The following is a 24,831-nucleotide window of genomic DNA, read 5'->3' on the forward strand; positions in this document are numbered from 1 at the left end:
GCTGGCTATAAATGTGCATATTGCACATGATCAAGGCTCCAGTCACCGCAACGAGGAGACGCGCATGCGCAGGGTGAACCGATTCCTGGCCGGATTGTCCGGCCTCTTGGCGATGGGCTCAGCCCTCGCCGCTGGCGCCGGCAACGAGTGGACCACGCCCGCCGGCAACCCCCAGGCCATGCGCTACAGCGAGCTGGCGTCCATCCATGCCGGCAACGTCGGCACGCTGGTCGAGGAGTTCAGCGTGGCCACTGGCACCAAGGGCGGCCACCAGGGCCAGCCGCTGGTGGTGGGCAGCACGATGTACATCGTCACGCCCTACCCGAACAAGCTGATCGCGCTGGACCTGAACAACCCGGGCACGGTGAAGTGGACCTTCAGCCCGCGGGTGGACGCCTATTCGCGCGGGGTGGCCTGCTGCGATACCGTCAACCGCGGACCGGCCTACGCGGACGGCAAGATCATCTACAACCTGCTCGACGACAGCACGGTGGCGGTGGACGCCAGCACCGGCCAGCAGGTCTGGCGCGCCCGCCACGGCGACGTCACCACCGGCGAGACGCTGACCGGCGCGCCCATCATCGCCAAGGACAAGGTCATCATCGGCAACGCCGGTGGCGAGCTGGGCATCCGCGGCTGGGTCAAGGCGCTGCGCGTGTCCGACGGCCAGCAGGTCTGGAAGGCCTTCAGCACCGGCCCCGACAGCGAGGTGCTGATCGGCGCCAACACCAAGCCCTGGTATGCCAAGGACCGCGGCGTCGACCTGGGCGTCACCACCTGGCCGGGCACCACCTGGCAGCAGGGCGGCAGCACCTCCTGGGCCTGGTTCAGCTACGACCCGGCGCTGAACCTGGTGTACTACGGCACCGGCAACCCCGGCGTCTGGAACCCCGACATGCGCAAGGGCGACAACAAGTGGGGCTCGTCGATCTTCGCGCGCAATGCCGACACCGGCGAGGCTGCCTGGGTCTACCAGCTCACGCCGCATGACGGCTGGGACTACGACGCGGTCAACGAGAGCATTCTGGTCGACCTGACGATCAAGGGCAAGACCCGCCAGGCGCTGGTGCACTTCAACAAGAACGGCTTCGCCTACACCATGGACCGCGCCACCGGCGAGGTGCTGGTGGCCGAGAAGTTCGCCTACACGACCTGGGCCGAGAAGGTGAACATGAAGACCGGCGCCCCGGCGGTGGTGAAGGCCATGGAGCCGCACCAGGGCGAGATCACCAACGGCATCTGCCCGTCGCCGCTGGGCGGCAAGGACTGGGAGCCCTCGGCCTACTCGCCGCAGACCGGCCTGTTCTATGTGCCGGCGATCAACTTCTGCAATGCGCTGGAGCCGCTGAAGGCCATCTACATCGCCGGCACGCCCTTCATGGGCGCCGACATCGCCTTCCAGCCGGCCCCGGGCGGCTACATGGGCGAGCTGGTGGCCTGGAACGCGGCCACCGGCCAGCGCGCCTGGAACGTGATCGAGACGCTGCCGGTCTACAGCGGCGTCATGGCCACCGCCGGCAACCTGGTCTTCTACGGCACGCTGGACGGCCACTTCAAGGCGCTCAACGCCACCAACGGCCAGGTGGTGTTCGACAAGCAACTCGAGTGCGGCATCATCGGCAGCCCGATCGCCTACAGCGCGCCGGACGGCACGCAGCGGGTGGCGGTGTACACCGGCATCGGCTGGCTGCCGGGCGGCTTCGCCGGCGGTCCGTGCCCGGCCGGTGGCGGCTTCGGTGTGCAGGGTGGCGACGGCATGCGCTCGCCGCTGGCCGGCGCCATCGCCCAGCTGCCCACGGCGCGCGGCAAGACCACGCCGGCGGCGGCCACCAGCGGCATGCTGCACGTCTTCAAGCTGCCATGAAGCGCCTGCTGATCGGGCTGGGCCTGTCGTGCCTGGCGCTCATCCCGGTGCGTGCGGCGGATGCGCCGCGCGAGCTGGCGGTGTGCGCCGACCCGGCCGCGCTGCCCTACTCCAACCAGCGGCAGGAGGGCTTCGAGAACCGCATCGCCCGGCTGCTGGCCGACGACCTGGGCGCCACGCTGCGCTTCACCTGGAACATGCAGCGGCGCGGCTTTCTGCGCCGCACGCTGAACGCCGGGGAGTGCGATGTGGTGATCGGGGTGCCGGCCGGGCTGCAGGGCCTGCTCACCGGGCGACCGTACTACGCATCGAGCTTCGTCTTCGTCACGCGAACCGGCCAGGCCGTGCCGCAGGGCTTTGACGATCCGGTGCTGCGCGGCCAGCGCATCGGCGTGCAGGTGCTGGGGGCCGAGGGCGCGAACACGCCCCCGGTCCAGGCGCTGGCGCAGCGCGGCCTGGCGGCCCAGGTGCGCGGCTTCCCGATGTGGGGCCCGGAGGAGGACGAGACGCCGATGGCGCACCTCGTCGACGCCGTGGCCGACGGCAGCATCGACATGGCCCTGGTGTGGGGGCCGTACGCCGGCTTCTTCGCCCAGCGCCATGGCGCGAAGCTGCAGGTCACGCCGGTGCTGTCGGACCCGCGCCAGCCCGATCTGGCCTTCCGCTACCCGATGTCGCTGGGCGTGCGCCGCGGCGACGCCGCACTGCTGCAGACCCTGCAGTCGGTGCTCGACCGACGCGCCGCCGAGGTGCGCCGGATCCTGCAGGAATATGGTGTCCCGCTGGTCGACAGCGGTGACCTCCAAGTGGCTCATCTCGAAGGGAAATGACCATGCAACGCACTCTGATCCTGACCGCGCTGGCGCTGGCCGCCTCGCTGGGCACGGTGTCCTCGTCCCTGGCCGCCGACACCGGCCTGTCGATCAGCTCGTCCACCGCGCCCGTGGCGCAGAAACTGGACGCGGCCGGCGAGGGCCGCCGGCTCTTCCTGAAACTCAACTGCTACGGCTGCCACGGCATGTACGCCACCGGCGGCATGGGGCCCAACATCGTGCATGCCGAGCGCAATGACGTGCACGAGGTGCTGATGCGCGGCGAGGACAAGGGCATGCGGTCCTACCGGGACTACGTGAACGACACCGACATCGCCAACATCACCGCCTACCTGCAGTCGATCGGCACGCCCAACGAGCCGACCTTCAAGGACTGGTGGAAGAAGACGCCGCCGAAGTGACGCGCAGCGGGGCGGCGATGCGTCAGCCGCCGCCCTTCTGCATGAACAGGTCGAAGCGCTTCATGAAGCGCTGGCGGGCCTCGGCGCTGACCCCGTCGAAGCGGTAGCGCACGTGCATCTGCGGCAGCTGGATCAGCGCGATGCGCCGCGGCGGCAGCACCTGCCAGTCGATCTGCAGCGTGCCGCCATCGATCAGCACCCGGGCCTGGGCCTGGCCCAGTTGCACGGCGTGCGGCTGCGCCGCGCCGGGCAGCTGTCCCAGCCATTCGGATTCGGTGCAGCCGTGGTGGCGCTCGAAGGCCTCGGTGTAGGTGGACGGGTCGAACACGGGCGGTCTACCCGCCTGCTATCGGCGGCCAGATGGCCAGCACGTCGCCTTCGACGAGTGCGAGCGTCGCGCGGTCTTCGGGGGCGACGTAGCGGCCATTGACCAGCACCAGGTGCACCAGCTTCATCGGCAGACCGAAGGGTTCAATGACCTGGGCGATGCTGGCGCCGTCGGCCACATCCAGCCGCACTTCGTTGCCCGGTGGGCGATCATGCGGCAGGTACTGGGCCAGGCTGGCGTAGAGCTTGAAGGTGATCTGCATGTCGATGCCCAGTGTCGTGCAAGGCGCATGGCCTTGCACGAGCGGGCCCTTGCAACTCAGGCGCGGACGTGGGCCTGTTCGCCCTGCGCCTGGGCGCAGGCCAGGTAGGCTTCCATCAGCAGCGTGGGTTCCTTCAGCAGGCGCTCGCGCCAGTCACCCAGCTTGACCTGGCCTTCGACCAGGCCGCGCATCACGCCGACATGCTCGGTCCAGCCGATGGCATTGCAGCCGATCAGTTTCTCGTCGTCGAACTGCAGGCTCAGGTGGCGGCCGGCGGCCTCGTCGGTCTGCTCGACATGCGCGCCACCGTCCACACCGTCCCACTTGCCGAAGCTGGCCGAGATCATGCCCAGCGTGTCGAGCACGTTGATCTGGGTGACGCCCTTGAGCTCGGTCGTGCGGCCGATCATGTTGAGCGCGGCCACGCGGGCTTGTTCAGCCGCGTTGGGCTGGATCGCGCTGACGATGGTGCGGCCGGTGACCTTGTCGAAGGCCTCGGCGCAGTCACCGGCGGCGTAGATGCCCGGCACGTTGGTCTGCAGATGCTCGTCGGTCAGCACACCCTGCAGGCAGGTGATGCCGCTGTCCTGCAGGAAGCCGATGTTCGGGCGCACGCCGGTGGCGCTGATGACCAGGTCGGCCTCCAGCACCTGGCCGGTGGACAGCTTCACCCGCATCGGTGCGCCGCCCGCCGGCGCGGGCGCCGGTGCCGGGGCGCTGCCCAGGCCGAAGGCGTTGGCGATCTTGCCCAGCAGGCCGGGCTCGGCAGCTGGCGCGGCCGCGGCGGCGCCAGGGCGCTCGATCGCCTCGACCTTGGCGCCGGTGAAGACCTTCACGCCCTTGCGCTCGACCCATTCCTTGATCATGCGGCCGGCAGTGGGGCCCATCATGCGCGGCACCATGCGGTCGCCCATCTCCACCACGGTGAGCTGCACGCCACGCGTGGCCAGCGCTTCCATGATGATGCAGCCGATGAAGCCGGCACCCAGCTGCAGCACGCGCGCACCCGGCTTGGCGCTGGCCATGATGGCGCGCGCATCGGCCAGGGTCCAGCAGCTGTGCACGCCGGGGCCGTTGATGCCCGGGATGGGCGCAGTGGCGGGCGAGGAGCCGGTGGCGATCAGCAGGCGGTCGAAGGACTCGCGGCTGCCGTCGGCCAGCACCACCGCCTTGCCCGCGACGTCGACCTTGGCGGCCTGGCCACGCTTGAGCGTGATGCCCAGTTGCGCGAAGTGGCCGGTGGTGTGGCGCAGGTGCGTGCCTTCTTCGCCCACCTTGCCGATCAGCAGGTAGGGAATGGCCATGCGCGAGTAGGGCGCCTCGGGCTCGTCGCCGATGACGACGACGCTGTCCTGGGGGGCCTGCTTGCGCAGGGTCTCGGCCGCGATGATGCCGGCCGGGCCGGCGCCGAGGATGACGTGCTTCATGGTGCGTGCGGTGCAGGAATGAAAAGGGCGGTCACGAGAACCGCCCGGTGGATCGTGGACCGAGGACTTACAGGCCCAGGCGCGAGCGCGTCTCGGGCTTCAGCTGGCCGTTGTTGTCCCAGCCACGCAGCTCGTAGTACTTGGGCAGCATCTCGGGCAGCTTGCTGACCAGGCCCTTGGCGGGGCCGGTCTTGGCCGGCTCTTCGAGCAGGCGCTTGGGCAGCGTGTCGTCCTTGGCGGTGAAGCCGGCCTGGTTGTTGAAGTCGCGCTCCATGTTCCAGATCCGCTCGCCGATCTTGGCCATGTTCTCGAGGGTGAACTCGGGACCGCAGGCGGCAGCCACCTGCGGCGCGACATCGGCCAGACCCCAGGCGAAGCTGGTGAAGATGCAGATGCCGGCGGCGTCAAACGCGGCGGTGGCGTCCTGGAAGGCGATGACCAGTTCGGGCTTGCCGTCGGCCGTCAGCGGATCGGTCTTGACGGGGATGCCCAGCACCTCGGAGGCCACGGTGTAGCTGCGCAGGTGGCAGGCGCCGCGGTTGGAGGTGGCGTAGGTCAGGCCCATGCCCTGGATGCCGCGGCCGTCATAGGCCGGGAACTCCTGGCCCTTGACGCTCATGCTCAGCTCGGGGTGGCCGTACTTCTCGCACAGGCGCTTGGAGCCCTGGCCGATCTCCTTGCCGAAGCCTTCGCCCTTGGCGGTGATCTCGGCGAAGTAGGCCAGCGCCTGGGCCGAGCCGAACTTGGCGTCGATGCCCAGTTGCTCCTGGGTGAGCACGCCCATCTGGTAGAGCTCCATCACCGCGCCGACGGTGGCGCCGAAGGTGATCGGGTCCATGCCCTGCTCGTTGCACAGCACGTTGGCGTACTGCAGCGCTTCCAGGTCGTTGACGCCGTTGGCGGCGCCCAGGGCCCAGGCCGCTTCGTACTCCAGGCCGCCCGAGGCGCCCCAGTACTGCGGCTTGTTCTCGACGGTGAAGTGGCCCTTGTCGATCTTGCTGATGCGGCCGCAGGCGATGGTGCAGCCGAAGCAGGCCTGGTTGGTCACCAGGTGCGGCTTGCCGTCGCTGGCGCGCGGCGTGGCCATGGCTTCGGCGGAGATGTCCTTCGCGCCTTCGAACTGCACGTCCTGGAAGTTGCGGGTGGGCAGCGCGCCGACCTCGTTGATGACGTTCATCAGCACCTGGGTGCCGTAGGTCGGCAGGCCCTGGCCGGTGACGGCGTTGTCGTGCAGGATCTTCTTCTTCTCGGCGGTGACCTTGAAGAACTCCTTGGCGTCGGCCAGGTTGCCCACGCCCTTGGTGCCACGCACCACCACGGCCTTGAGGTTCTTGCTGCCCATCACGGCGCCCACGCCCGAGCGGCCGGCGGCACGGTGCAGGTCGTTCACCACGGCGGCGAACAGCACCTGGTTCTCGCCGGCCAGGCCGATCGAGGAGACGCGCACCAGCGGGTCCTGGTGGGTCTTGTGGATCGTGGCCTCGGTCTCCCAGACCGACTTGCCCCACAGGTGCGAGGCATCCTTCAGCTCGGCCACGTCATCGACGATCGACAGGTACACCGGCTTGGGCGACTTGCCCTCAAAAATGACCATGTCCCAGCCGGCCATCTTCAGCTCGGCGCCCCAGTAGCCGCCCGAGTTGGAGCAGGCGATGGCGCCGGTCAGCGGGCCCTTGGTGACGACGGTGTAGCGGCCGCCGGTGGAGGCCATCGTGCCTGTCAGCGGGCCGGTGGCCCAGATGATCTTGTTGTCAGGCGACAGCGGATCGACCTTCGGCGAGATCTCGCTGGTCAGGTACTTGGAGGCCAAGCCGCGCGAGCCCAGGTACTCCTTGGCCCAGTCCATGCGCAGCGGCTCGGAGGTGACGGCGCCGGTGGTCAGGTTGACGCGGAGGATTTTTCCAGCCCAGGACATGTGTGATGCTCCTTGTTGCCTGTGGTCAGGCCGCGGCCTGTTGGTTGCCCAGCTTGTTCGCCCAGGCCTGCATCTTGTCGATGCCGGTCCAGTTGGCGTCGACATAGGTGATCGCGCCGGTGGGGCAGGCGTCGGCACAGGCCGGCTCGCCGCCGCACAGGTCGCACTTCTGCACCTTGCCGGTTTCCTGGACGTAGTTGACGGTGCCGAAGGGGCAGCTGATCGTGCAGACCTTGCAGCCCACGCAGGTGCTCTCGGCCACCACCTTGGCGCCGGTGGCCTTGTCCACCGTGATCGCCTCGACCGGGCAGGCGTGCAGGCACCAGGCCTCATCGCACTGGGTGCAGGTGTAGGGCACCTTGCGACCGGTCTCGTGGAAGTCGAACACGCGGATGCGCGAGCGGGCGGTGGCGAACACGCCGTAGTTCTCGTAAGAGCAGGCCATTTCGCACTGCCGGCAACCCGTGCACTTGTCCGGGTTGATGTGAAGGCTCTTCTGCATGGAGGGTCTCCGCGTCGGTCCTTGTGAAGTTCGTGAGCCGGGCATAGGCGTTCAGCGCCTGACCTCGGGCTATGCAATGATCTGCATAGCCTCTGCCAACGCCTACCCCGGGGTAACCCGAAATCCTGTGCGGGTATCTGAGGCAGGTGTGCCAGTCTGGTACGTCACGCGCCGACGCCTTGCCGGCGAGGGGGTGAATACTGTATAAATATCCAGTGGATTCGCTGGATGTTTCACCCCTGGCCGACCCGGCTGCGCTGCACCCGGCGCTCTGGCGCGCCCGCCCGGGCGGCGGCGGTGCCGCGGGTGACACCACCCCCAGCGGGTTCGCGGCCCTGGATGCCGAACTGCCCGGCGGCGGCTGGCCGCACCGGGCGCTGACCGAGCTGCTGCTGGCCGGCCCCGGCCTGGGCGAGTGGCGCCTGCTGGCGCCGGCGCTGGCCCGCCAGGCGGCGGCCGGCCGCAGCCTGATGCTGTTCGATCCACCCGCCGAGCTGTCCGCCCAGGCCCTGTCCGAACTGGGCCTGCCGCCGGCGCTGTGCATCGTCGTGCGGGCGCGCCAGACAGCCCGGCCGGCGGCGCGGGCCGCGGTGCGGCGCCACCAGGGCGCGCCGGTCGAGGTCTGCTGGGCGATGGAGCAGGCGCTGCGCAGCGGCCAGCTGGGTGCGCTGCTGGCCTGGCCTGGCGCCGCCGCCCGCCCCGAGGTGCTGCGCCGCCTGCAACTGGCCGCCCAGGCCCATCCCGGCCCCGCCTTCCTGCTGCGCGAACCCGCCGCGGCCGAACGCCCCAGCCCGGCGCCGCTGCGCCTGCTGCTGAGCTGCAGCGGCCCGGATGAACTGTCGCTGCGCCTGCTCAAGCGCCGCGGCCCGCTGCGCGAGCAGCCGCTGCGGCTGGCGCTGCCGCCGGTGCTGTCGGCGCGGGCGCGCCAGCGCGCCAACCAGCCCTGGCCCGCCCCGGCCCGCCAGCCGCAGCCGGCGCTGCCGGAGCGGGCCGGGCCCGGTCTGGCGGCGGTGCCGGGCAGCGCACCCTGGCTGGCCCGGCTGGGCGCCCCTGCCAGCGACCGATGAGGGCCCAGGCATGCTGTGGCTGGGGGTGCACCTGCCGGTGCTGTCATTGGCGTCGCTGGCCGCCGAGCGCGGACCCGCCGCCGCGGCCGAACCGCTGGCGCTGATCGGCCAGCACCGGCTGCTGGCGGTCAATGCCGCCGCCCGGGCGCTGGGCCTGGCACCGGGCATGAAGCGCGCCACCGCGCTGGCGCTGTGTCCCACGCTGCAGCTGGGCGCGGCCGACGACGCCCGCGATGCCCGCGCGCTGCACGATGCCGCACACCGCCTGATGGTCTTCACGCCCAGCGTCGTGCTGTGCCCGCCCCAGGCCCTGCTGGCCGAGCTGCAGCCCAGCCTGCGCTGCTTCGGCGGTCTGGCGGCGCTGCGCGAGCAGCTGCTGGCCGCGCTGGCCCCGCTGGCGCAACCGCTGCAACTGGCCTGGGCGCCCAGCGCCCAGGGCGCCGCCTGGCTGGCCCGCTGGGCGCCCGATGACACCGCTCCCGCGGCGCTGACCCACGCGGTGCTGGCGCCGCCGCCACCGCCCGGCGGTGGCCACTCGCGCGATCCGGCCTGGGCCGCGCTGCAGCAGCGCCTGGACGCCCTGCCCGCCAGCGCGCTGGCCGACAGCCCGGCCCAGGCCGAGGCGCTGCAGACCCTGGGTCTGGCCACGCTGGCCGACTGGCGGCGCCAGCCGCGCGCTGGCCTGGCGCGCCGCTTCGGCCTAGCGCCGCTGGAGGCGCTGGACCGCGCCTGGGGCACCCGCCCCGACCCGCGCGAGCCGCTGCAGCCGCCCGAGCGCTTTGCCGAACACCTGGAGCTGCCCGGCCGCACCGATGACGCCGATCGCCTGCTCGAAGCCGCCACGCTGCTGCTGGGCCGCCTGGCCACCTGGGCGCGCGCGCTGCAGGCGCGGGTGGGGCGCTTCATGCTGGTCTTCCACCACGAAACCCGCCTGCGCGCCGGCCCGGCCGGCGAGGCTGGCGCCCACACCAGCCCCTTCACGCTGGCGCTGGCCGAGCCCTCGGCCGATCCCGCCCACTGGCGCGCCTTGCTGCGCGAGCGCCTGGCGCGCGAGCCGCTGGCCGCGCCGGTGCTGGGCCTGACGCTGCGCTGCGACGACCCGGTGCGCAGCCCCGGGCCGCCCGCCGCGCTGTTCGACGAGCCCGGCGCCAGCGGCGAGGGCCTGGTGCGCCTGCTCGAGCGCCTGCAGGCGCGCCTGGGCGAGCACAGCGTAGGCCGGCTGGCGCCGCGTGCCGAGCACCGCCCCGAGCAGGCCAGCGCCACCGAACCCCTGCCGGCCTGGGAGCGCGCCCGCAGCGCCCCGCCGCCGCCCGCCGCCCGCCTCACACGACCCGCCTGGCTGCTGCCGCAGCCGCTGCCCCTGCCCGAGCAGCAGGCCCGCCCCTGGCTGGACGGCCAGCCGCTGCGCCTGCTGGCTGGCCCAGAGCGCATCGAGTCCGGCTGGTGGGACGGCGCGCCGGTGGCGCGCGACTACTTCATCGCCCAGACACCGCAGCAGGCGCTGCTGTGGATCTACCGCTTGCGCCCGGCGCCGCCGGCCGGCCAGCCGGGTTGGTTCCTGCACGGTCGTTTTGCCTGACCCTCAGCCCCGCTTCAGTCGACGGGCGAGACAGCGGCGACAATCCGGCGCCATGTCCCGCCCATTGATGAGCCCCGCCGCCGACCAGCGCGGCGCCCCCAGTACCGACACCCTGGCCCTGGTGGCCAGCCTGTGGTTTGCGCTGGCCTGCAACCTGAGCTTCTGGCACGAGGTGCTGAGCGGCCGTGACGCCACCGCCCCGGCCACCTGGCTGTTTGCCGGCGCGCTGTTCGTGGCCCTGGTGGCCGTGCACTTCCTGCTGCTGGGCCTGGTGCTGCACCGCGCCTGGGCCAAGCCGCTGCTGGGCCTGCTGCTGGTGGCCACCGCCTTCGCGGTGCACTACACGCAGAAGTTCAACGTCTACCTCGACCCGTCCATGCTGCGTAACGTGCTGCGCACCGACGTCAAGGAAGCCAGCGAGCTGTTCACCTGGAGCATGGCGCCGCACCTGCTGTTCTACGCCGTGCTGCCGCTGCTGCTGCTGTGGTGGGTGCCGATCCGGCGGCGCCGCTGGCCGGGCGCGCTGGCGCGGCGCATCGGCTGGCTGCTGCTGGCAGCGGCGCTGGGCGTGGGCGCGGTGATGGCCGTGTTCCAGGACTTCGGCAGCCTGATGCGCAACCGCAAGGAACTGCGCTACCTGATCACCCCGGCCAACTACCTGTACTCACTGGGCCGCGTGGCCGTGGCCGACACCCGCAGCGCCGCCAAGCCGCGCGAGCCCCTGGGCACCGACGCCCGCCCCGGCGCGGCCTGGGCTGCGCGCAGCAAGCCCACGCTGTTCGTCTTCGTGCTGGGCGAGACCGCCCGCGCCGCCAACTGGGGCCTGTCGGGCTACGCACGTCAGACCACGCCGCAACTGGCCGAGGTGCCGGGCCTGATCAACTTCAAGGACGTCAGCGCCTGCGGCACCAACACCGAGACCTCGGTGCCCTGCCTGTTCTCGCCCTGGGGCCGGCGCCAGTACGACGAGGACCGCATTCGCGGCAGCCAGGGCCTGCTGCACGTGCTGGACCATGCCGGCCTGGGCACCTTCTGGCGCGACAACCAGTCGGGCTGCAAGGGCGTCTGCGATGGCCTGCCCAACGAGCGCCTGGCCACCACCGCCAGCGCCCTGTGCGATGGCGAACGCTGCCTGGACGAGGCACTGCTGCGCGACCTGGATGCGCCGCTGGTGGCCGCCTCCGCCACCGCCGCCAGTGCCGCGCAGGGCCTGCCCAAGGCCGTGACCGACAGCCGCGTGGTCGTGCTGCACATGCTGGGCAACCATGGCCCGGCCTACTACAAGCGCTACCCGGCGAGCTTCCGCCGCTTCGAGCCCACCTGCGACACGCCCGACCTGCGCCAGTGCGAGATCCCGCAGATCGTCAACACCTACGACAACGCGCTGCTCTACACCGACCACGTGCTGGCCCGCACCATCGACTGGCTCAAGGCGCGCCAGGACCGCTACGACACCGCGCTGATCTACGTGTCCGACCATGGCGAATCGCTGGGTGAGAACCGCCTGTTCCTGCACGGCGTGCCCTACGCCATCGCCCCCAAGGAGCAGACCCAGGTGCCGATGGTGGCCTGGTTCTCGCCGGGCTTCGCCGACAGCCGCCGCCTCGACCTCGGCTGCGTGCAGGCGCGTGCTGCCCAGCCCGCCTCGCACGACCACCTGTTCCACAGCCTGCTGGGCCTGATGGACGTGAAGACCGCGGTGCGCGAGCCCGCGATGGACCTGTTCGCCCCGTGCCGTCGATGATGCTGCAGCCCCCCGTCACCCCCGCCCCGCAGATCGACGCCACGCTCGCCGCCCAGGGCTTTGGCGTGCTGGACGCCGACGGCGCCGGCCACCTGCTGGGCTGCCCGTCCACCGCACTCGATGCCTGGCTGCCCTTCTGGGACCGCCTGCCCCCCGACCGCTACCTGAAGGACGGCGGCCGCTACCGCTACCGCCGCCACGGCTGCTTCATCGTCGAGGGCGAGCAGCTCACGCTGGCGCCGCACCGGCCGCACTGGCAGCCGGTCGAGTACAACGCGCTGCACGGCGGCATCGAGCGCCACTTCGAGCCGATCGAGCCGGCGCTGCTGGCGCATCCGCTGTGGAACCGCTGGCTGGTGGCGATGGCCGCGCGCGCCTCGGCCCTGAAGGGCGCCCGGCGCTGGTATGTCGAGGCGCATCCGTTCCGCATCGACACCACCGATGGCATCGGCCGCCCCACGCCCGAGGGCGCGCACCGCGACGGCGTCGACCTGGTCACCGTCACGCTGGTGGCCCGCCAGGGCATCAAGGGCGCCGAGACCCGCGTCTTCGCCGCCCAGGGCCGCGAGGGCCAGCGCTTCACGCTGAGCCAGCCCTGGAGCACGCTGCTGCTCGACGACGAGCGCGTGATCCACGAGTCCACGCCCATCCAGCCCGCCGAGCCCGGTGGCCATGGCCACCGCGACACGCTGGTGCTGACCTTCCGGGCGAACGGCTTCCAGGGACCCTGAGCCCGCTCAGGACGACCATGAGTGATTTCGCCTGGGGACTGATCGGACCGGGCGGCATCGCCCACCGCTTTGCCGATGCCGTGCAGCGCCTGCCGCAGGCGCACCTGGCCGCGGTGCTGGGCCGCCAGCCGGCGAGCGCCGCGGCCTTTGCCGCGCGCTGGCAGGTGAGCGGCAAACCGGCGCCGCGCGTGGCCGACAGCCTGTCCGCGCTGCTGGGTGCGGGCCGCATCGACGCGGTCTACATCGCCACCCCGCACAGCGCGCATGGCGACTGGGTCCGCGCCTGCCTGCTGGCCGGCGTGCCGGTGCTGTGCGAGAAGCCGCTGGTGCCGCACGGGGCGCTGGGCCGCGAACTGGTCGCGCTGGCGCAGCAGCGGCAGGTCTTCCTGATGGAGGCGCTGTGGACGCGCTTCCTGCCGGTCTACGAGCTCATCGGCCAGTGGCTGGCCGAGGGGGCGATCGGTCGGCTGCAGACCATCCAGTCCAGCTTCTGCTTCCCCGCCGACGCAGGGCCCGAGAGCCGGCTGTTCAACCCGGCGCTGGCCGGTGGTGCGCTGCTGGACATCGGCATCTACAACCTGTCGATGTCGCGCTGGGCCGTGGCCGCCGCCACGGGGCAGGCCAGCGACCCGCTGGACCTGGCGGTGGACGGCGTGCTGGCGGCCACCGGGGTGGATGCGCGGGTCACGGCCACGCTGCGTTTTCCCGGCGCCATCCAGGCCCAGTTCGTCTGCGGTTTCGACGGCGCTGCCGAGAACAGCCTGGCGCTGTTCGGCTCACAGGGCTCGATCCTGGTGCCGCAGCACTTCTGGGAAGGCACGCGGGCCGTGCTGACGCGGGCCGGCCAGGCGCCCGAGGTCCACGACCGGCCCTTTGCGCTCAACGGCTTCGAGTACGAAGTCGCCGAGGCGATGCGCTGCATCCGCGCCGGCTTGACCGAGTCGCCGCAGATGCCGCTGGCCGAGACCCTGGCCACCCTGGCCTGCATGGACGAGTTCCGCGGCCGGCTGGGGGTGCGCTACCCGTTTGAATGATGGGGGACGCCGTTCACTGAGCTGTGCCCCATGCGCTTGAGGCGATCGCTCAGGCGCGCTGCGTGCAAACAATTGCACTTTCGTTCGTCGAGTCCGACCGCGACTTCCGGTGCCAGTCCCGTGCCGCCGGTGGCAGAGGTCGGTGCCCAGCGACATGCATCAGCCCTGAACACCTATGAAGTATTGATGCATTTCGCTATCCAACAGACCTCCAGGCGCTGACTCACGTAGCGCTCGAAGGCAGGGAACTTCCGGGCAAACCCTATGTGCAAAGGTTTGCACAACTGGCACACTGGCGCCCAGCGACGCGACACCCGCGACGCGATGGCCCTGGCCCAACCGACCCTGCCCCGAACAACACAAGCACTGGAGATGACGATGAAACACCCTCAAGCTCGGCTCACGCCGGTGGCCGTGGCGGCCACCATCGCCGTGCTCAGCCTCTGCGCCCAGCAGGCCCAGGCCCAGGCTGCGCCCGCCGCCGAGTCCACCGCCACGGACGCCGCCAAGGCATCCCCCGCGCCGGCCGGCGACGCCGGTGCGTCGGCAGCGGACATGCTGGAACTCAACAAGGTCATCGTCACCGGACGCGGCGCCGACATCACCAAGTTCAAGACCTCCTACTCCATCAGCACCTTCTCCGAGAAGGATCTGGCCCGCAAGGCGCCGCTGAGCATGGCCGCGCTGATCACCCAGACCCCTGGCATCTTCACCGAGAGCTCGGGCGGCGAGGTCGGCAACAACGTCTACTCGCGCGGCCTGCCGAACGACAACTACCGCTACCTGCCGCTGCTGGAGGATGGCCTGCCGGTGTGGGAGGAGGGCGCCGGTGCCTTCACCAACGCCGACGCGTTCTTCCGGCTCGATGCAACCACCAAGAGCGTGCAGATCACCCGTGGCGGCACCGCGTCCATCCTGGCGAACAATGCGCCTGGCGGCTCGGTCAACGTGATCTCCAAGAAGGGCACCGACACGCTGGAGGGGCTGGTGAAACTGGAGGTGGGCGACTACGACCACCTCCGCACCGATTTCAACCTGTCCGGCCCGATCAATGACAAGCTGCTGTTCCAGATTGGCGGCTTCCAGCGGGTCGACAACGGCCTGCGCGACCCCGGCTTCAGCGGCAACAAGGGCGGCCAGTTCCGCGGCGGCCTGACCTACAAGCTCGACGACGGTCAGATCTACCTGGGCTACAAAAAGCTCGACGACCGCAACATCTTCTACACGGCGATGCCGATGGCCTCGCCCAGCAAGGGCTTGCCGGGCCTGTCGGCTGGCGACGGCACCCTGGTCTCCAGTGCGTTCAGCGCGATGCAGATCCCTGACGGGCAGGGTGCGTTCAACACCCCCTACAACCTGAAGGATGGCATCCACACCGACACCAACACCTTCACCGCGCTCTTCGAGAAGAGCCTGTCCGACTCGGTCACGGTCTACAACAAGTTCCGCCGCACCACCGGCAGCATCGACTTCAACGGCCTGTTCAGCAACGGCGTCGACAACGCCCAGACCTTCCTCGACAACGCGCTGACCCGCCTCAAGGCGGCCAACCCCAACACCGTCTCCGCCGCCTACCGCGTGGTGGGTGGCGACGGCCGCAACCTCAGCGCCTCGCAGATCGGCAATGGTCTGGCGGTGACCGAGGGCCTGTGGAACACCAAGGTGGCCCTGGACAACATCGTCAACGACCTGAGCCTTAAGAAGGACATCGAGACCGCCATGGGCACGCACGAGGTCGTGGCCGGCGTGTACTACAGCCAGTTCGACCAGCAGCAGAACTGGAACTGGAGCGATGTGCTGACCGAAGCGGTCAATCGCCCCCGCCTGCTCACCGTGGTCGGCCTGGATGCCGCGGGCAACGTCACCACCTCGCGCACGCGTGGCGGTCTGCTGAACCTGCACACCAACCTGCAGGAGTTCCACGACCACGTGACCAACCTGGACTACTACGTCACCGATAACTGGCAGGTGTCCAAGCCGCTGCGCATCGACGGCGGCATCCGCTACCACACGGTCAAGAAGAACGGCCTGATCGCGCAGACCACCAACAAGGACCTGGGCGACCCGAACACCGTGGCCGATGACAGCGTGGCCGTGTTCACCGGGGAGTACAAGCCCTACAGCTTCTCGGCCAAGGAACTGGCCTGGTCGCTGGGCGCGAACTACGAGTTCAGCCCGCAGGTCTCGGTCTTCGCCCGTGCCGGCAAGAGCTTCCGCATCACGCCGGAGTTCGCGCAGTGGTTCAACTGCTGCACGCCGATCGAGAAGAACATCGGCATGTTCGAACTGGGCTTCAAGTACGCCACCCGCGAGTACTCCGCCTTCGTCACCGCCTACTACAACAACTTCCCCAACCTGTCCTTCAACACCACGTCGACGGTCAATGGCCAGCAGGTCACGCAGTCGGCCAAGGCAGCGGCCAAGTCGATGGGCCTGGAAGCCGAGTTCGTCTGGCGACCCAACAGCACGTTTGATATCGCGCTCAGTGGCGTCTACCAGGACCTGAAGTACAGCGGCTTTGCCGGCAACAACCCGGATGGCACATCGTTCGATTTCACCGGCAACCAGATCGTGCGCCAGCCCAAGCTGCAGGCCTCGATCCGACCGGCGGTGCACTTCGGCGACAACAAGGCCTACGACCTGTTCGCCGACTACCGCTACACCGGTCAGCGGTATGCCGACGTCGCCAACACCGTGGCCCTGCCGGCCTACGGTGAACTGGACCTGGGCTTCGCGGCGGCGATCAATCCGCAGACCCGCGTGCAACTGCTGGTGACCAACCTGTTCAACACGGTTGGCGTGACCGAAGGCAACCCGCGGGCTGGCGTGATCCAGGGCGGCCAGGAGGCGGCCTTCCAGGGTCGTCCGATCTTCGGCCGCCACGTTCGGGCCAGCGTCGAGTTCAAGTTCTGATCGAAGGGCAGGGCCAGCAGCCCCAGGGAAAGCCCGGTCGACCCAGAGGTCGACCGGGCCGATCGTTGAGGCCTCCGGCCTGTCCTGTCCCAACACACCAACATCGACCGCCCTCGTCTCCAGCAGCATGGCCTCACTGAGCCTTCAGGGCATCCGCAAACGCTACGGCGCCCTTGACACCATCCACGGCGTCGACCTGGACATCGACAGCGGCGAGTTCGTCGTCTTCGTTGGTCCGTCGGGCTGCGGCAAGTCGACGCTGCTGCGCATGGTCGCCGGCCTCGAGGAGATCAGTGACGGGCGGCTGACCATCGGCGGGCGCGATGTCACGCACCTGCCGCCGCCGCAGCGCGGGGTGGCCATGGTGTTCCAGTCGTACGCGCTGTACCCGCATATGACGGTCTACCAGAACATGGCCTTCGGGCTGAGCCTGGCCGGGACCGAGCGGGCCGAGTTGCACCGACGCGTCACCCAGGCGGCTGAGATCCTGCAGCTGGGACCGCTGCTGGAGCGTCTGCCCAAGGCCCTGTCGGGCGGCCAGCGCCAGCGCGTGGCGATCGGCCGCGCCATCGTGCGGCGGCCGCAGGTGTTCCTGTTCGACGAGCCGCTGTCCAACCTGGACGCGGCGCTGCGGGTACAGATGCGCATCGAGCTGGCGCGGCTGCACGCCGAGATGCAGGCCACCATGGTCTACGTGACCCATGACCAGGTCGAGGCGATGACCCTGGCCGACCGCATCGTGGTGATCAACCAGGGCCGCATCGAGCAGGTGGGCACGCCCTTGAGCCTCTACCACCACCCGCGCAACCTGTTCGTCGCCGGTTTCATCGGCTCGCCGCGGATGAACTTCCTGCCGGCGCGCGCCGGGCACGAGCCCGGCCGGTTCGTGCTGGCGAACGGTGGAATCGAGGTCGCTGGCATCGCGCTGCCGGGCTTGGCACCAGCGGCTGCGGTGACGCTGGGCATCCGGCCGGAGCACATCGAGCTGGCCGACGATACGTCGGGTGCCGTTCCCGGCCGTGTGGAGGTCATCGAGCACCTGGGCAACGAGACCTTCGCACACCTCGACATCGGCGACGACGCACAGGCCTTGCTGGTGGCGCGACTGGACGCCGAATCCGCCGTCGTCCGCGGCCAGCGTCTGTGGCTGCGCCTGCCGTCCCAGCGCCTGCAGGTCTTCGCGGACGATGGCCGGAACCTGCGACCCGAGGTGGGCGCATGACCCTGCTGTCCCTGGCCACGCTGCGTCAACTGGTCTGTGCCGCAGGGGCGGTGCTGGCGATCATGGGCGCGGCGCAAGCCGCCACCGTGACCATCACCTGCGGCTCCACCGGCCGCGAGTTGGCGCTGTGTCGCGAGGGCACCGAGTCCTGGTCTGCACGCACGGGTCACAGCGTCAAGCTGGTGACCATGCCCGGTTCCGACACCCTCACGCTGACCCAGCAACTGCTGGCGGCAGGCGCGGCCGATATCGACGTGTTCCAGATCGACATCGCCTGGACCGGCATCCTGGCGCGGCACCTGCAGGCCTTGGGGCCAGCAGCCGCCGACCGCACGGCGCAACACTTCCCGGCCATGGTTCAAAGTGCCACGGTCGGAGGACAGTTGCTGGGCATGCCGTGGTTCGGTGATGCGGGTGTGCTGTACTACCGCAAGGACCTGCTGCAGCGCTACGGCCTGGCCGTGCCGCGCACCTGGGCCGAGCTGCGACAGGCCGCTCAGACCATTCAGGCTGGCGAGCGCCGGCGGGGCGCGGACAAGTTCTGGGGCTTCGTCTGGCAGGGGCGTGCCTATGAAGGCCTGACCTGCAATGCGCTGGAGTGGGTGGCGAGTCAGGGTGGCGGCAGTGTGGTGGACGAGGGCGGTCGGATCACGATCAACAACCCCGCAGCCGCGAAGGCCCTGCGCGAGGCGGCCGGCTGGGTGGGCACGATCACGCCCAAGGGCGTGCTCAACTACACCGAGGAAGAGGCGCGTGGCGTTTTCCAGTCGGGCAATGCCGCGTTCATGCGCAACTGGCCCTACGCCTGGTCGCTGGTCAATGACCCAGGCAGTTCGGTGCGCCACCTCGTGGGCGTGGCAGCGCTGCCCGCTGGCGCCGGAGGTCGATCGACTGCCACGCTCGCCGGCAGCCTGCTGGTGGTCAACAAGTACTCGCGCCACAGCGACCTGGCCATCGACCTGGTTCTGCACCTGACCAGTGCCGCCGAACAGAAGCGCCGCGCCATCCAGGGCTCCTACAGTCCGACGCTGCCGGGCCTGTACGGTGACCCGGAGGTGCTGGCCACCGCGCCCTATCTGGCCACACTCAGGGACACCTTGCTCAGCGCGGTGGCCCGACCTTCGACGGCCACCGGGGCCAAGTACAACCGGGTGAGCATCGAGTTCTCGAATGCCGTGCATTCGGTGCTGACCGGCGAGTCCGACGCCGACGAGCGGCTGCAGGTGCTGGACAACAAGCTGCGCCGACTGCGCCGCGGAGGCCAGTGGTGAACGCACGTCCTCAGACACCGAGGGTGAGCATCGCCCGCCAGCGCACGCGCATGGCCTGGTGGCTGCTCAGTCCGATGCTGCTGGTCCTGCTGGTGGTGGCGGGTTGGCCGCTGGCGCGCAGCGTCTGGTTCAGCCTGACCGATGCCAGCCTGACGGATCTGTCCCAGGTCAGTTTCATCGGGCTGGACAACTACCTGTCGCGCGATGAGGGCCAGTGGATCGGACTGTTGGCCGACCCTGACTGGTGGCATGCGGTGTGGAACACCTTCCGCTTCGCGGCGCTGTCGGTGGCCATTGAGACCGTGCTGGGCACCGTGTTCGCGCTGGTGCTGCATGCGCAGTTCCCGGGGCGCGCCTGGGTGCGCGCGGCCGTGCTGATTCCCTGGGCGGTGCCGACCATCGTGTCGGCGCGCATCTGGGGCTGGATGCTCAACGACCAGTTCGGCGTGATCAACCAGGGCCTGCTGGCCGTGGGACTGATCGATCAGCCGCTGGCCTGGACGGCAGACCCCAGCCTGTCGATGGTGGCCATCGTGCTGGTCGATGTGTGGAAGACCACGCCGTTCATGGCGCTGATGGTGCTGGCCGCGCTGCAAATGCTGCCCACCGACTGTTACGAGGCGGCCCGGGTGGACGGCGTGCCGGCCTGGACCGTGTTCTGGAAGGTCACCCTGCCGCTCATCCGGCCGGCACTGATGGTGGCGGTGATCTTCCGACTGCTGGATGCGCTGCGGGTGTTCGACGTGATCTATGTGCTGAGCGCGAACGGCCAGAGCACGATGTCGATGTCGATCTACGCCCGGCAGCAGTTGGTCGACTTCCAGGATGTGGGCTATGGATCGGCGGCGTCGACGATGCTGTTCATGCTGATCGCCGGCTGCGTTGGCGTCTACCTGACGCTGGGCCGCGTGCGTCTGGGCGAGGAGGACTGAACCATGCATCGCCATTGGGGACGTCTGGGGTTCTGGCTGCTGGTCGGGGTGATGGTCGTGTACTCCGTCTTCCCTTTCTACTACGCGGTCGTCACGTCGCTGAAACCGGGTTCGGCGCTGTTCCGTGTCGATGTCCTGATCCGGGACTGGCACTGGGAGAACTACGCCACCGTGTTCCGCGAACAGGCCTTCGGCACCAACATCCTCAACTCGGTGCTGGTGTCGGTGTCGGTGGTCGCTCTGTCGTTGGGCTTGGGCGTGCTGGCGGCCTATCCGCTCGGGCGGGTTCGCTTCGCCGGGCGTTCCACGCTGCTGGTGACCATCCTGGGCGTGTCGATGTTTCCGCAGGTGGCCGTGCTCTCGGGCATGTTCGAGCTGATCCGCGCGCTGGGTCTGTACAACAACCTGCTCTCGCTGACGCTGTCCTACATGATCTTCTCCCTGCCGTTCACGGTCTGGGTCCTGACCACCTTCATGCGCGACCTGCCCAAGGAGCTGGAAGAAGCCGCGTTGATGGACGGTGCCACGCCCCTGACCCTCATCACCCGCATCTACCTGCCGCTGCTGGGCCCGGCGGTGGTGACCACCGGCCTGCTGGCCTTCATCACCGCCTGGAACGAGTTCCTGTTCGCACTCACCTTCACCTTGAGCACCGAGCAGCGCACGATTCCCGTGGCCATCGGCCTGATCAGCGGTGCCAGCCAGTACGAGCTGCCCTGGGGCCACATCATGGCGGCGTCCGTCGTGGTGACCTTGCCGGTGGTCGCGCTGGTGCTGGTGTTCCAGCGCCGGATCGTCTCCGGCCTGACGGCCGGCGCAGTGAAGGGATGAGCGCGGGCCGTCCCCGCACGCACCCGAACGGAAAGCAGATGAACGAGACCCTGACTCCGGCCGTACCCGTGGCCGCTTCCCGCACGACGGACAAGGATTGGTGGCGCGGCGCCGTCATCTACCAGATCTACCCGCGCAGCTTCGCCGACAGCAATGGCGACGGCGTGGGTGACCTGCGAGGCATCACCCGTCGACTGGACTACGTGGCCAGCCTGGGTGTCGATGCGATCTGGGTGTCTCCTTTCTACCGCTCGCCGATGCGCGACTTCGGCTATGACATCGCTGACTTCCGCGAGGTGGATCCTCTGTTCGGCTCCCTGGCCGACTTTGACGAACTGCTGGCGCGCGCCCACGCGCTGGGTCTGAAGGTGCTGATCGACCAGGTGCTCAGCCATACCTCGGACGAGCACGCGTGGTTCCGCGCCAGCCGTGCCAGCCGCGACAACGACAGGGCCGACTGGTACGTGTGGGCCGACCCGCAAGCCGATGGGACACCACCCAACAACTGGCTCAGCGTGTTTGGTGGATCGGCCTGGCAGTGGGATGCGCGGCGCCGCCAGTACTACCTGCACAACTTTCTCGCCAGCCAGCCTGACCTCAACCTGCACCACCCGGCGGTCCAGGCGCAACTGCTGGACGATGTGCGCTTCTGGCTGGATCGTGGCGTCGACGGCTTCCGCTTTGATGCCGTCAACTTCTACTTCCACGATCGTGCGCTGCGCAGCAATCCAGCCTGGGGTGACGAGCCCCGGACCGATCACTCCACCCCCGACAGCAACCCCTACGCCTGGCAACGCCACCTGCACGACAAGACGCAGCCGGAGAACCTGGACTTTCTGCGCCGCCTGCGTGCGCTGATGGACGCCTATGGCGCCACCACCAGCGTCGGTGAGATCGGCGACGACAACGCGCTGGCGGTGATGGCCGACTACACCAGTGGCGGCGACAAGCTGCACATGGCCTACACCTTCAACCTGCTGCGCGATGAACTCGACGCGGCGCATGTGCGCAACGTGGTCGAGCAGTTGCAGGCCGGCATTGGCGACGGCTGGCCCTGCTGGTCGATCGGCAACCATGACGCACCGCGCGTGATGAGCCGGGTGGGCGGGGCGGATGCGCCACCGGCGCTGGCCAAGGTGCTGCTGGCCATGCTGGTCAGCCTGCGCGGCAGCGCCTGCCTATACCAGGGCGAGGAGCTGGGCCTGCCCGAGGCAGAGGTGCCCTTCGAAGCCTTGCAGGACCCGTACGGCATCGCCTTCTGGCCCGAGTACAAGGGTCGCGACGGTTGCCGCACGCCGATGCCCTGGGACGACCAGATGCCGCACGGTGGTTTCTCGAGCCGCGCACCCTGGCTGCCGATGTCGCCGCGCCACCTGCCCCTCGCGGTCAGCCGACAAGAGGCCGACGCCAACTCGCCGCTGCACTTCGCGCGACGCTTCCTGGCCTGGCGGCGCACTCAGCCGGCACTCGCGAAGGGTGAGCTGCGCTTTCTGCCGGCGCCGTCGTCGTGCGTGGTGTTTGCCCGCAGGCTGGATGCCACCGACCTAGTGGTGGCGCTCAACATCTCTGCCGAGCCCGCCTGCATCGCGCTGACGGGCCTGGGCACGCTGCAAGCCCTGTCAGGACATGGCCTGTCGGGGGCGCTGGTCGGCGACCACATCGAGTTGCCCGCCTACGGCGGTTTCTTCGGACTGGCCGGCGGCGACGCCGCTTGAGCACCGGAGCGGCCATGCAGCGGGGCATCGTCGTGGCGCGCGCACCGCAGGTGGTGGCTGCGGCCGGACGAACGCGGCCGCAAATGGCCGATGTCGCGCGGCTGGCCGGGGTATCCGTGGCCTCGGTGTCGCGTGCGCTCCGCGGAGAGCCCGGCGTGCGCGAAGACCTGCGCCACCGCATCGAGGGCATCGCCAGGCAGTTGCACTACGAGGTCGACGAGGGGGCACGCAACCTGCGCATCCGGCACAACCGGACGATTTCGGTCGTGGTGCCGCACAGCCCTGCTGCCGGGGAGTCGCTGTCGGATCCCTTTCTTCTGGCGCTGATCGGCAGCATCGCCGATGCACTCACGGCCCGCAGCTACGACCTGCTGCTGTCACGGATCGACACCATGCAGGTGGGCCGGCTGTGCCGCGATGTCGAGTCCCGCCGCGCGATGGGTGTGATCGTCGTGGGCCAGGGGCATCACCATGAACAGCTCAACATGGTGGCTGACCGAGGCGTTCCGCTGGTGGTGTGGGGCGCGCACATCGAGGGGCGCCGCTATGCAACCGTGGGCAGCGACAACCGCTTGGGCGGCCGACTGGCTACCGCCCACCTGCTGGACGGCGGCGCTCGCCGGGTGGCCTTCATCGGTGACACCAGCCTGCCCGAAGTGGCTCACCGCCACGCCGGTTATGTGGATGCTCACCATGCGCGCGGCCTGCTGCCGCCGATGGAGCTGACGCGCCCGGCGCCTTTCGTGCAGGCGCGCGTGGAGCGCGAACTGGCCAGCCTGCTGGCGATGGAGCCGGGCATCGATGCGATCTTCGCGAGCAGTGACCTGACGGCGATGACGGTCGTCCATGCGCTGCATCGTGCGGGCCTGCGTGTGCCCGAGGACCTGCAGGTGGTCGGTTTTGACGACATCCCCATGGTCGCCCAGATGCGACCAGCGCTGAGCTCCGTCGCGCAGTCGGTCGAGCAGGCCGGTGCCGCCTTGCTGCGGGCATTGGAAGCCGTGGTGGACGGTGCCCAGGCACCGAGCATCGTGCTGCCGACCACGCTGCAGCCCCGTGAGTCGACGCGGCTGGCGCCATGTGAATCGGCCAGACAGACGTGAGCCTCGCGGTTGGTGCCAGAATCGCCGGCGAACGGCGCCCAAGGACCCAGCTGCTGCCCATGCCCCGCCCCAAGCCGACCTCCGGCGAGCCACGAGACACCCCGTCGGGCCGCCCCACCAAACTTCAGATGGCCGACATTGCCCGGCTGGCGAATGTGTCCATCTCCACGGTGTCCAGGGCGCTGTCCAACAACCCGCGCCTGAGTGAGGAGACCCGCAACCGGGTCAACGAACTGGCGCGCAGCCTGAACTACTCGATCAACGTCGGCGCGCAGATCCTGCGTGGCAAGGCCATGCAGACAGTGGCCGTGGCCTTTCCCTACCATCCCGAGCACCGTCAGCACTTCAAGGACCCATTCTTCCTCGCGACCCTGGGCAGCATCGGTGACGCGCTGATCGACAGCGGCCACAGCATGCTCATCGTCGGTGTCGAGACCGACAAGAGTGAAACACTGACACAGCCCCACGAGTCCGGTCAGGCGATCGGCACCATCATGCTGGGTCAGGAGAACAACCATGACCGCTTCAACGAACTGGCTGTCCGCGGCTTGCCGTTCGTGGTGTGGGGCGCGCGACTGCCTGACCAGCTCTACTGCACCGTCGGCAGCGACAACCTGATGGGCGGTCGCCAGGCAACCGAACACCTGTTGGACTGCGGTGCCCGGCGCGTCGCCTTCTTCGGCGACGGCAGCCTGGCGGAGATCGGCCAGCGTCACCAAGGCTACGAAGCCGCTCTGGTGGCGGCCGGCCTGACGCCGGACCCTCAGCTGTACCGGCCTGTGCCCTTCGTCGACGCGGCCGTGCAGCGGGAGGTGACCGCCATGCTGGCCCAGGGTGTCGAATTCGATGCCGTGTTTGCCGCCAGCGACCTGGTGGCCTTGGCTGTCATTGCCGCACTGCGCGACCATGGCCTCCAGGTGCCACAGGATGTGCAGGTGGTCGGTTTCGACGACATCCGCCTGGCGGCGGAGTCGCACCCGGCGCTGACCACCATCCGTCAGTCGATCGATGAGGCCGGACGCGTGCTGGTCCAACTGCTGCTGGACAAGCTGGCCGGGCGCCGCGTGGAGTCGGTCATGATGCCGACGCGCTTGATGGTGCGGCAGTCCACGCGCGCGCGCTGAGCTGGCAGACCGTCAGCGATCGCGCCGCGGGTG

At 69.5% G+C, this 24,831-nt stretch carries 21 protein-coding genes; 16 read left to right on the forward strand and 5 right to left on the reverse strand.

The genetic code is table 11. From position 1 onward, the window contains the following. Positions 1 to 112 precede the first annotated feature (112 nt). The 3 genes from KAK07_RS09800 to KAK07_RS09810 are packed head-to-tail and all read left to right on the forward strand — an operon-like array spanning position 113 to position 3,098. Positions 113 to 1,864, forward strand: a complete 1,752-nt coding sequence (locus KAK07_RS09800; RefSeq protein ID WP_210856992.1) for a PQQ-dependent dehydrogenase, methanol/ethanol family — start codon at positions 113 to 115, stop codon at positions 1,862 to 1,864. Next, positions 1,861 to 2,694, forward strand: coding sequence for a quinoprotein dehydrogenase-associated putative ABC transporter substrate-binding protein (locus KAK07_RS09805; protein ID WP_247661361.1), 834 nt, complete (start codon positions 1,861 to 1,863; stop codon positions 2,692 to 2,694). The genes KAK07_RS09800 and KAK07_RS09805 overlap by 4 nt, the downstream gene beginning before the upstream one ends. A gap of 2 nt (positions 2,695 to 2,696) precedes the next feature. Then, entirely contained in the window at positions 2,697 to 3,098 is a 402-nt protein-coding gene (locus KAK07_RS09810) for a c-type cytochrome (RefSeq protein ID WP_210856993.1), read from the forward strand. Positions 3,099 to 3,120: 22 nt separating this feature from the next. Here the strand turns inward: KAK07_RS09810 and KAK07_RS09815 are convergent, their stop codons facing one another. The 5 genes from KAK07_RS09815 to KAK07_RS09835 all read right to left on the reverse strand — a co-directional run bounded on the left by KAK07_RS09815 (position 3,121) and on the right by KAK07_RS09835 (position 7,532). Then, positions 3,121 to 3,426, reverse strand: coding sequence for a hypothetical protein (locus tag KAK07_RS09815; protein ID WP_210860528.1), 306 nt, complete (start codon positions 3,424 to 3,426; stop codon positions 3,121 to 3,123). Positions 3,427 to 3,433: 7 nt separating this feature from the next. Beyond that, entirely contained in the window at positions 3,434 to 3,688 is a 255-nt protein-coding gene (gene thiS, locus KAK07_RS09820; protein WP_210855448.1) for a sulfur carrier protein ThiS, read from the reverse strand. 56 nt (positions 3,689 to 3,744) lie between these two features. Then, complete coding sequence (locus KAK07_RS09825; protein ID WP_210860530.1) at positions 3,745 to 5,115, reverse strand: NAD(P)/FAD-dependent oxidoreductase; 1,371 nt, start codon at positions 5,113 to 5,115, stop codon at positions 3,745 to 3,747. A gap of 67 nt (positions 5,116 to 5,182) precedes the next feature. Beyond that, positions 5,183 to 7,030 (reverse strand): aldehyde ferredoxin oxidoreductase family protein, encoded by a 1,848-nt coding sequence (locus KAK07_RS09830; RefSeq protein WP_210855452.1) that lies wholly within the window; start codon positions 7,028 to 7,030, stop codon positions 5,183 to 5,185. A 25-nt stretch (positions 7,031 to 7,055) separates the two neighbouring features. Next, complete coding sequence (locus KAK07_RS09835) at positions 7,056 to 7,532, reverse strand: 4Fe-4S dicluster domain-containing protein (protein ID WP_210803797.1); 477 nt, start codon at positions 7,530 to 7,532, stop codon at positions 7,056 to 7,058. 215 nt (positions 7,533 to 7,747) lie between these two features. Between KAK07_RS09835 and imuA the strand changes: the two genes are divergently transcribed. The 13 genes from imuA (at position 7,748) to KAK07_RS09900 (ending at position 24,798) form a co-directional block, all read left to right on the forward strand. Further along, the gene (imuA, locus tag KAK07_RS09840) at positions 7,748 to 8,599 is read left to right on the forward strand and encodes a translesion DNA synthesis-associated protein ImuA (protein WP_310740718.1); all 852 of its coding nucleotides are present in this window, start codon (positions 7,748 to 7,750) and stop codon (positions 8,597 to 8,599) included. Positions 8,600 to 8,609: 10 nt separating this feature from the next. Then, on the forward strand, positions 8,610 to 10,178 hold the full coding sequence (locus KAK07_RS09845; protein WP_210860532.1) for a Y-family DNA polymerase: 1,569 nt from the start codon (positions 8,610 to 8,612) through the stop codon (positions 10,176 to 10,178). 52 nt (positions 10,179 to 10,230) lie between these two features. After that, a complete protein-coding gene (locus KAK07_RS09850) occupies positions 10,231 to 11,922 on the forward strand; it encodes a phosphoethanolamine transferase (RefSeq protein ID WP_247661226.1) in 1,692 nt (563 codons plus the stop codon). Further along, on the forward strand, positions 11,919 to 12,653 hold the full coding sequence (locus KAK07_RS09855; protein ID WP_210855457.1) for a 2OG-Fe dioxygenase family protein: 735 nt from the start codon (positions 11,919 to 11,921) through the stop codon (positions 12,651 to 12,653). The genes KAK07_RS09850 and KAK07_RS09855 overlap by 4 nt, the downstream gene beginning before the upstream one ends. Before the next feature lie 17 nt (positions 12,654 to 12,670). Continuing rightward, positions 12,671 to 13,687: a Gfo/Idh/MocA family protein gene (locus KAK07_RS09860; protein WP_210860533.1), complete on the forward strand. Its 1,017-nt coding sequence runs from the start codon at positions 12,671 to 12,673 to the stop codon at positions 13,685 to 13,687. 378 nt (positions 13,688 to 14,065) lie between these two features. Next, positions 14,066 to 16,600: a TonB-dependent receptor gene (locus KAK07_RS09865; protein WP_210855462.1), complete on the forward strand. Its 2,535-nt coding sequence runs from the start codon at positions 14,066 to 14,068 to the stop codon at positions 16,598 to 16,600. Positions 16,601 to 16,727: 127 nt separating this feature from the next. After that, on the forward strand, positions 16,728 to 17,822 hold the full coding sequence (locus KAK07_RS09870; protein ID WP_210860535.1) for an ABC transporter ATP-binding protein: 1,095 nt from the start codon (positions 16,728 to 16,730) through the stop codon (positions 17,820 to 17,822). Continuing rightward, on the forward strand, positions 17,819 to 19,093 hold the full coding sequence (locus KAK07_RS09875; protein ID WP_210860537.1) for an ABC transporter substrate-binding protein: 1,275 nt from the start codon (positions 17,819 to 17,821) through the stop codon (positions 19,091 to 19,093). The genes KAK07_RS09870 and KAK07_RS09875 overlap by 4 nt, the downstream gene beginning before the upstream one ends. After that, positions 19,090 to 20,025, forward strand: coding sequence for a carbohydrate ABC transporter permease (locus KAK07_RS09880; RefSeq protein WP_310738642.1), 936 nt, complete (start codon positions 19,090 to 19,092; stop codon positions 20,023 to 20,025). Before KAK07_RS09875 ends, KAK07_RS09880 begins: the two co-directional genes overlap by 4 nt. Positions 20,026 to 20,028: 3 nt before the next feature. Then, positions 20,029 to 20,856, forward strand: coding sequence for a carbohydrate ABC transporter permease (locus KAK07_RS09885; protein ID WP_210855468.1), 828 nt, complete (start codon positions 20,029 to 20,031; stop codon positions 20,854 to 20,856). A 38-nt stretch (positions 20,857 to 20,894) separates the two neighbouring features. Beyond that, a complete protein-coding gene (locus tag KAK07_RS09890; protein WP_210860538.1) occupies positions 20,895 to 22,571 on the forward strand; it encodes an alpha-amylase family glycosyl hydrolase in 1,677 nt (558 codons plus the stop codon). A 14-nt stretch (positions 22,572 to 22,585) separates the two neighbouring features. Then, positions 22,586 to 23,674 (forward strand): LacI family DNA-binding transcriptional regulator, encoded by a 1,089-nt coding sequence (locus KAK07_RS09895; RefSeq protein ID WP_247664316.1) that lies wholly within the window; start codon positions 22,586 to 22,588, stop codon positions 23,672 to 23,674. 128 nt (positions 23,675 to 23,802) lie between these two features. Next, entirely contained in the window at positions 23,803 to 24,798 is a 996-nt protein-coding gene (locus tag KAK07_RS09900) for a LacI family DNA-binding transcriptional regulator (protein ID WP_210860539.1), read from the forward strand. The last annotated feature ends 33 nt before the right edge of the window (positions 24,799 to 24,831 follow it).

Origin of the sequence: Ideonella alba, assembly GCF_018069875.1 — a bacterium.
Taxonomy (GTDB): Bacteria; Pseudomonadota; Gammaproteobacteria; order Burkholderiales; family Burkholderiaceae_C; genus Ideonella; species Ideonella alba.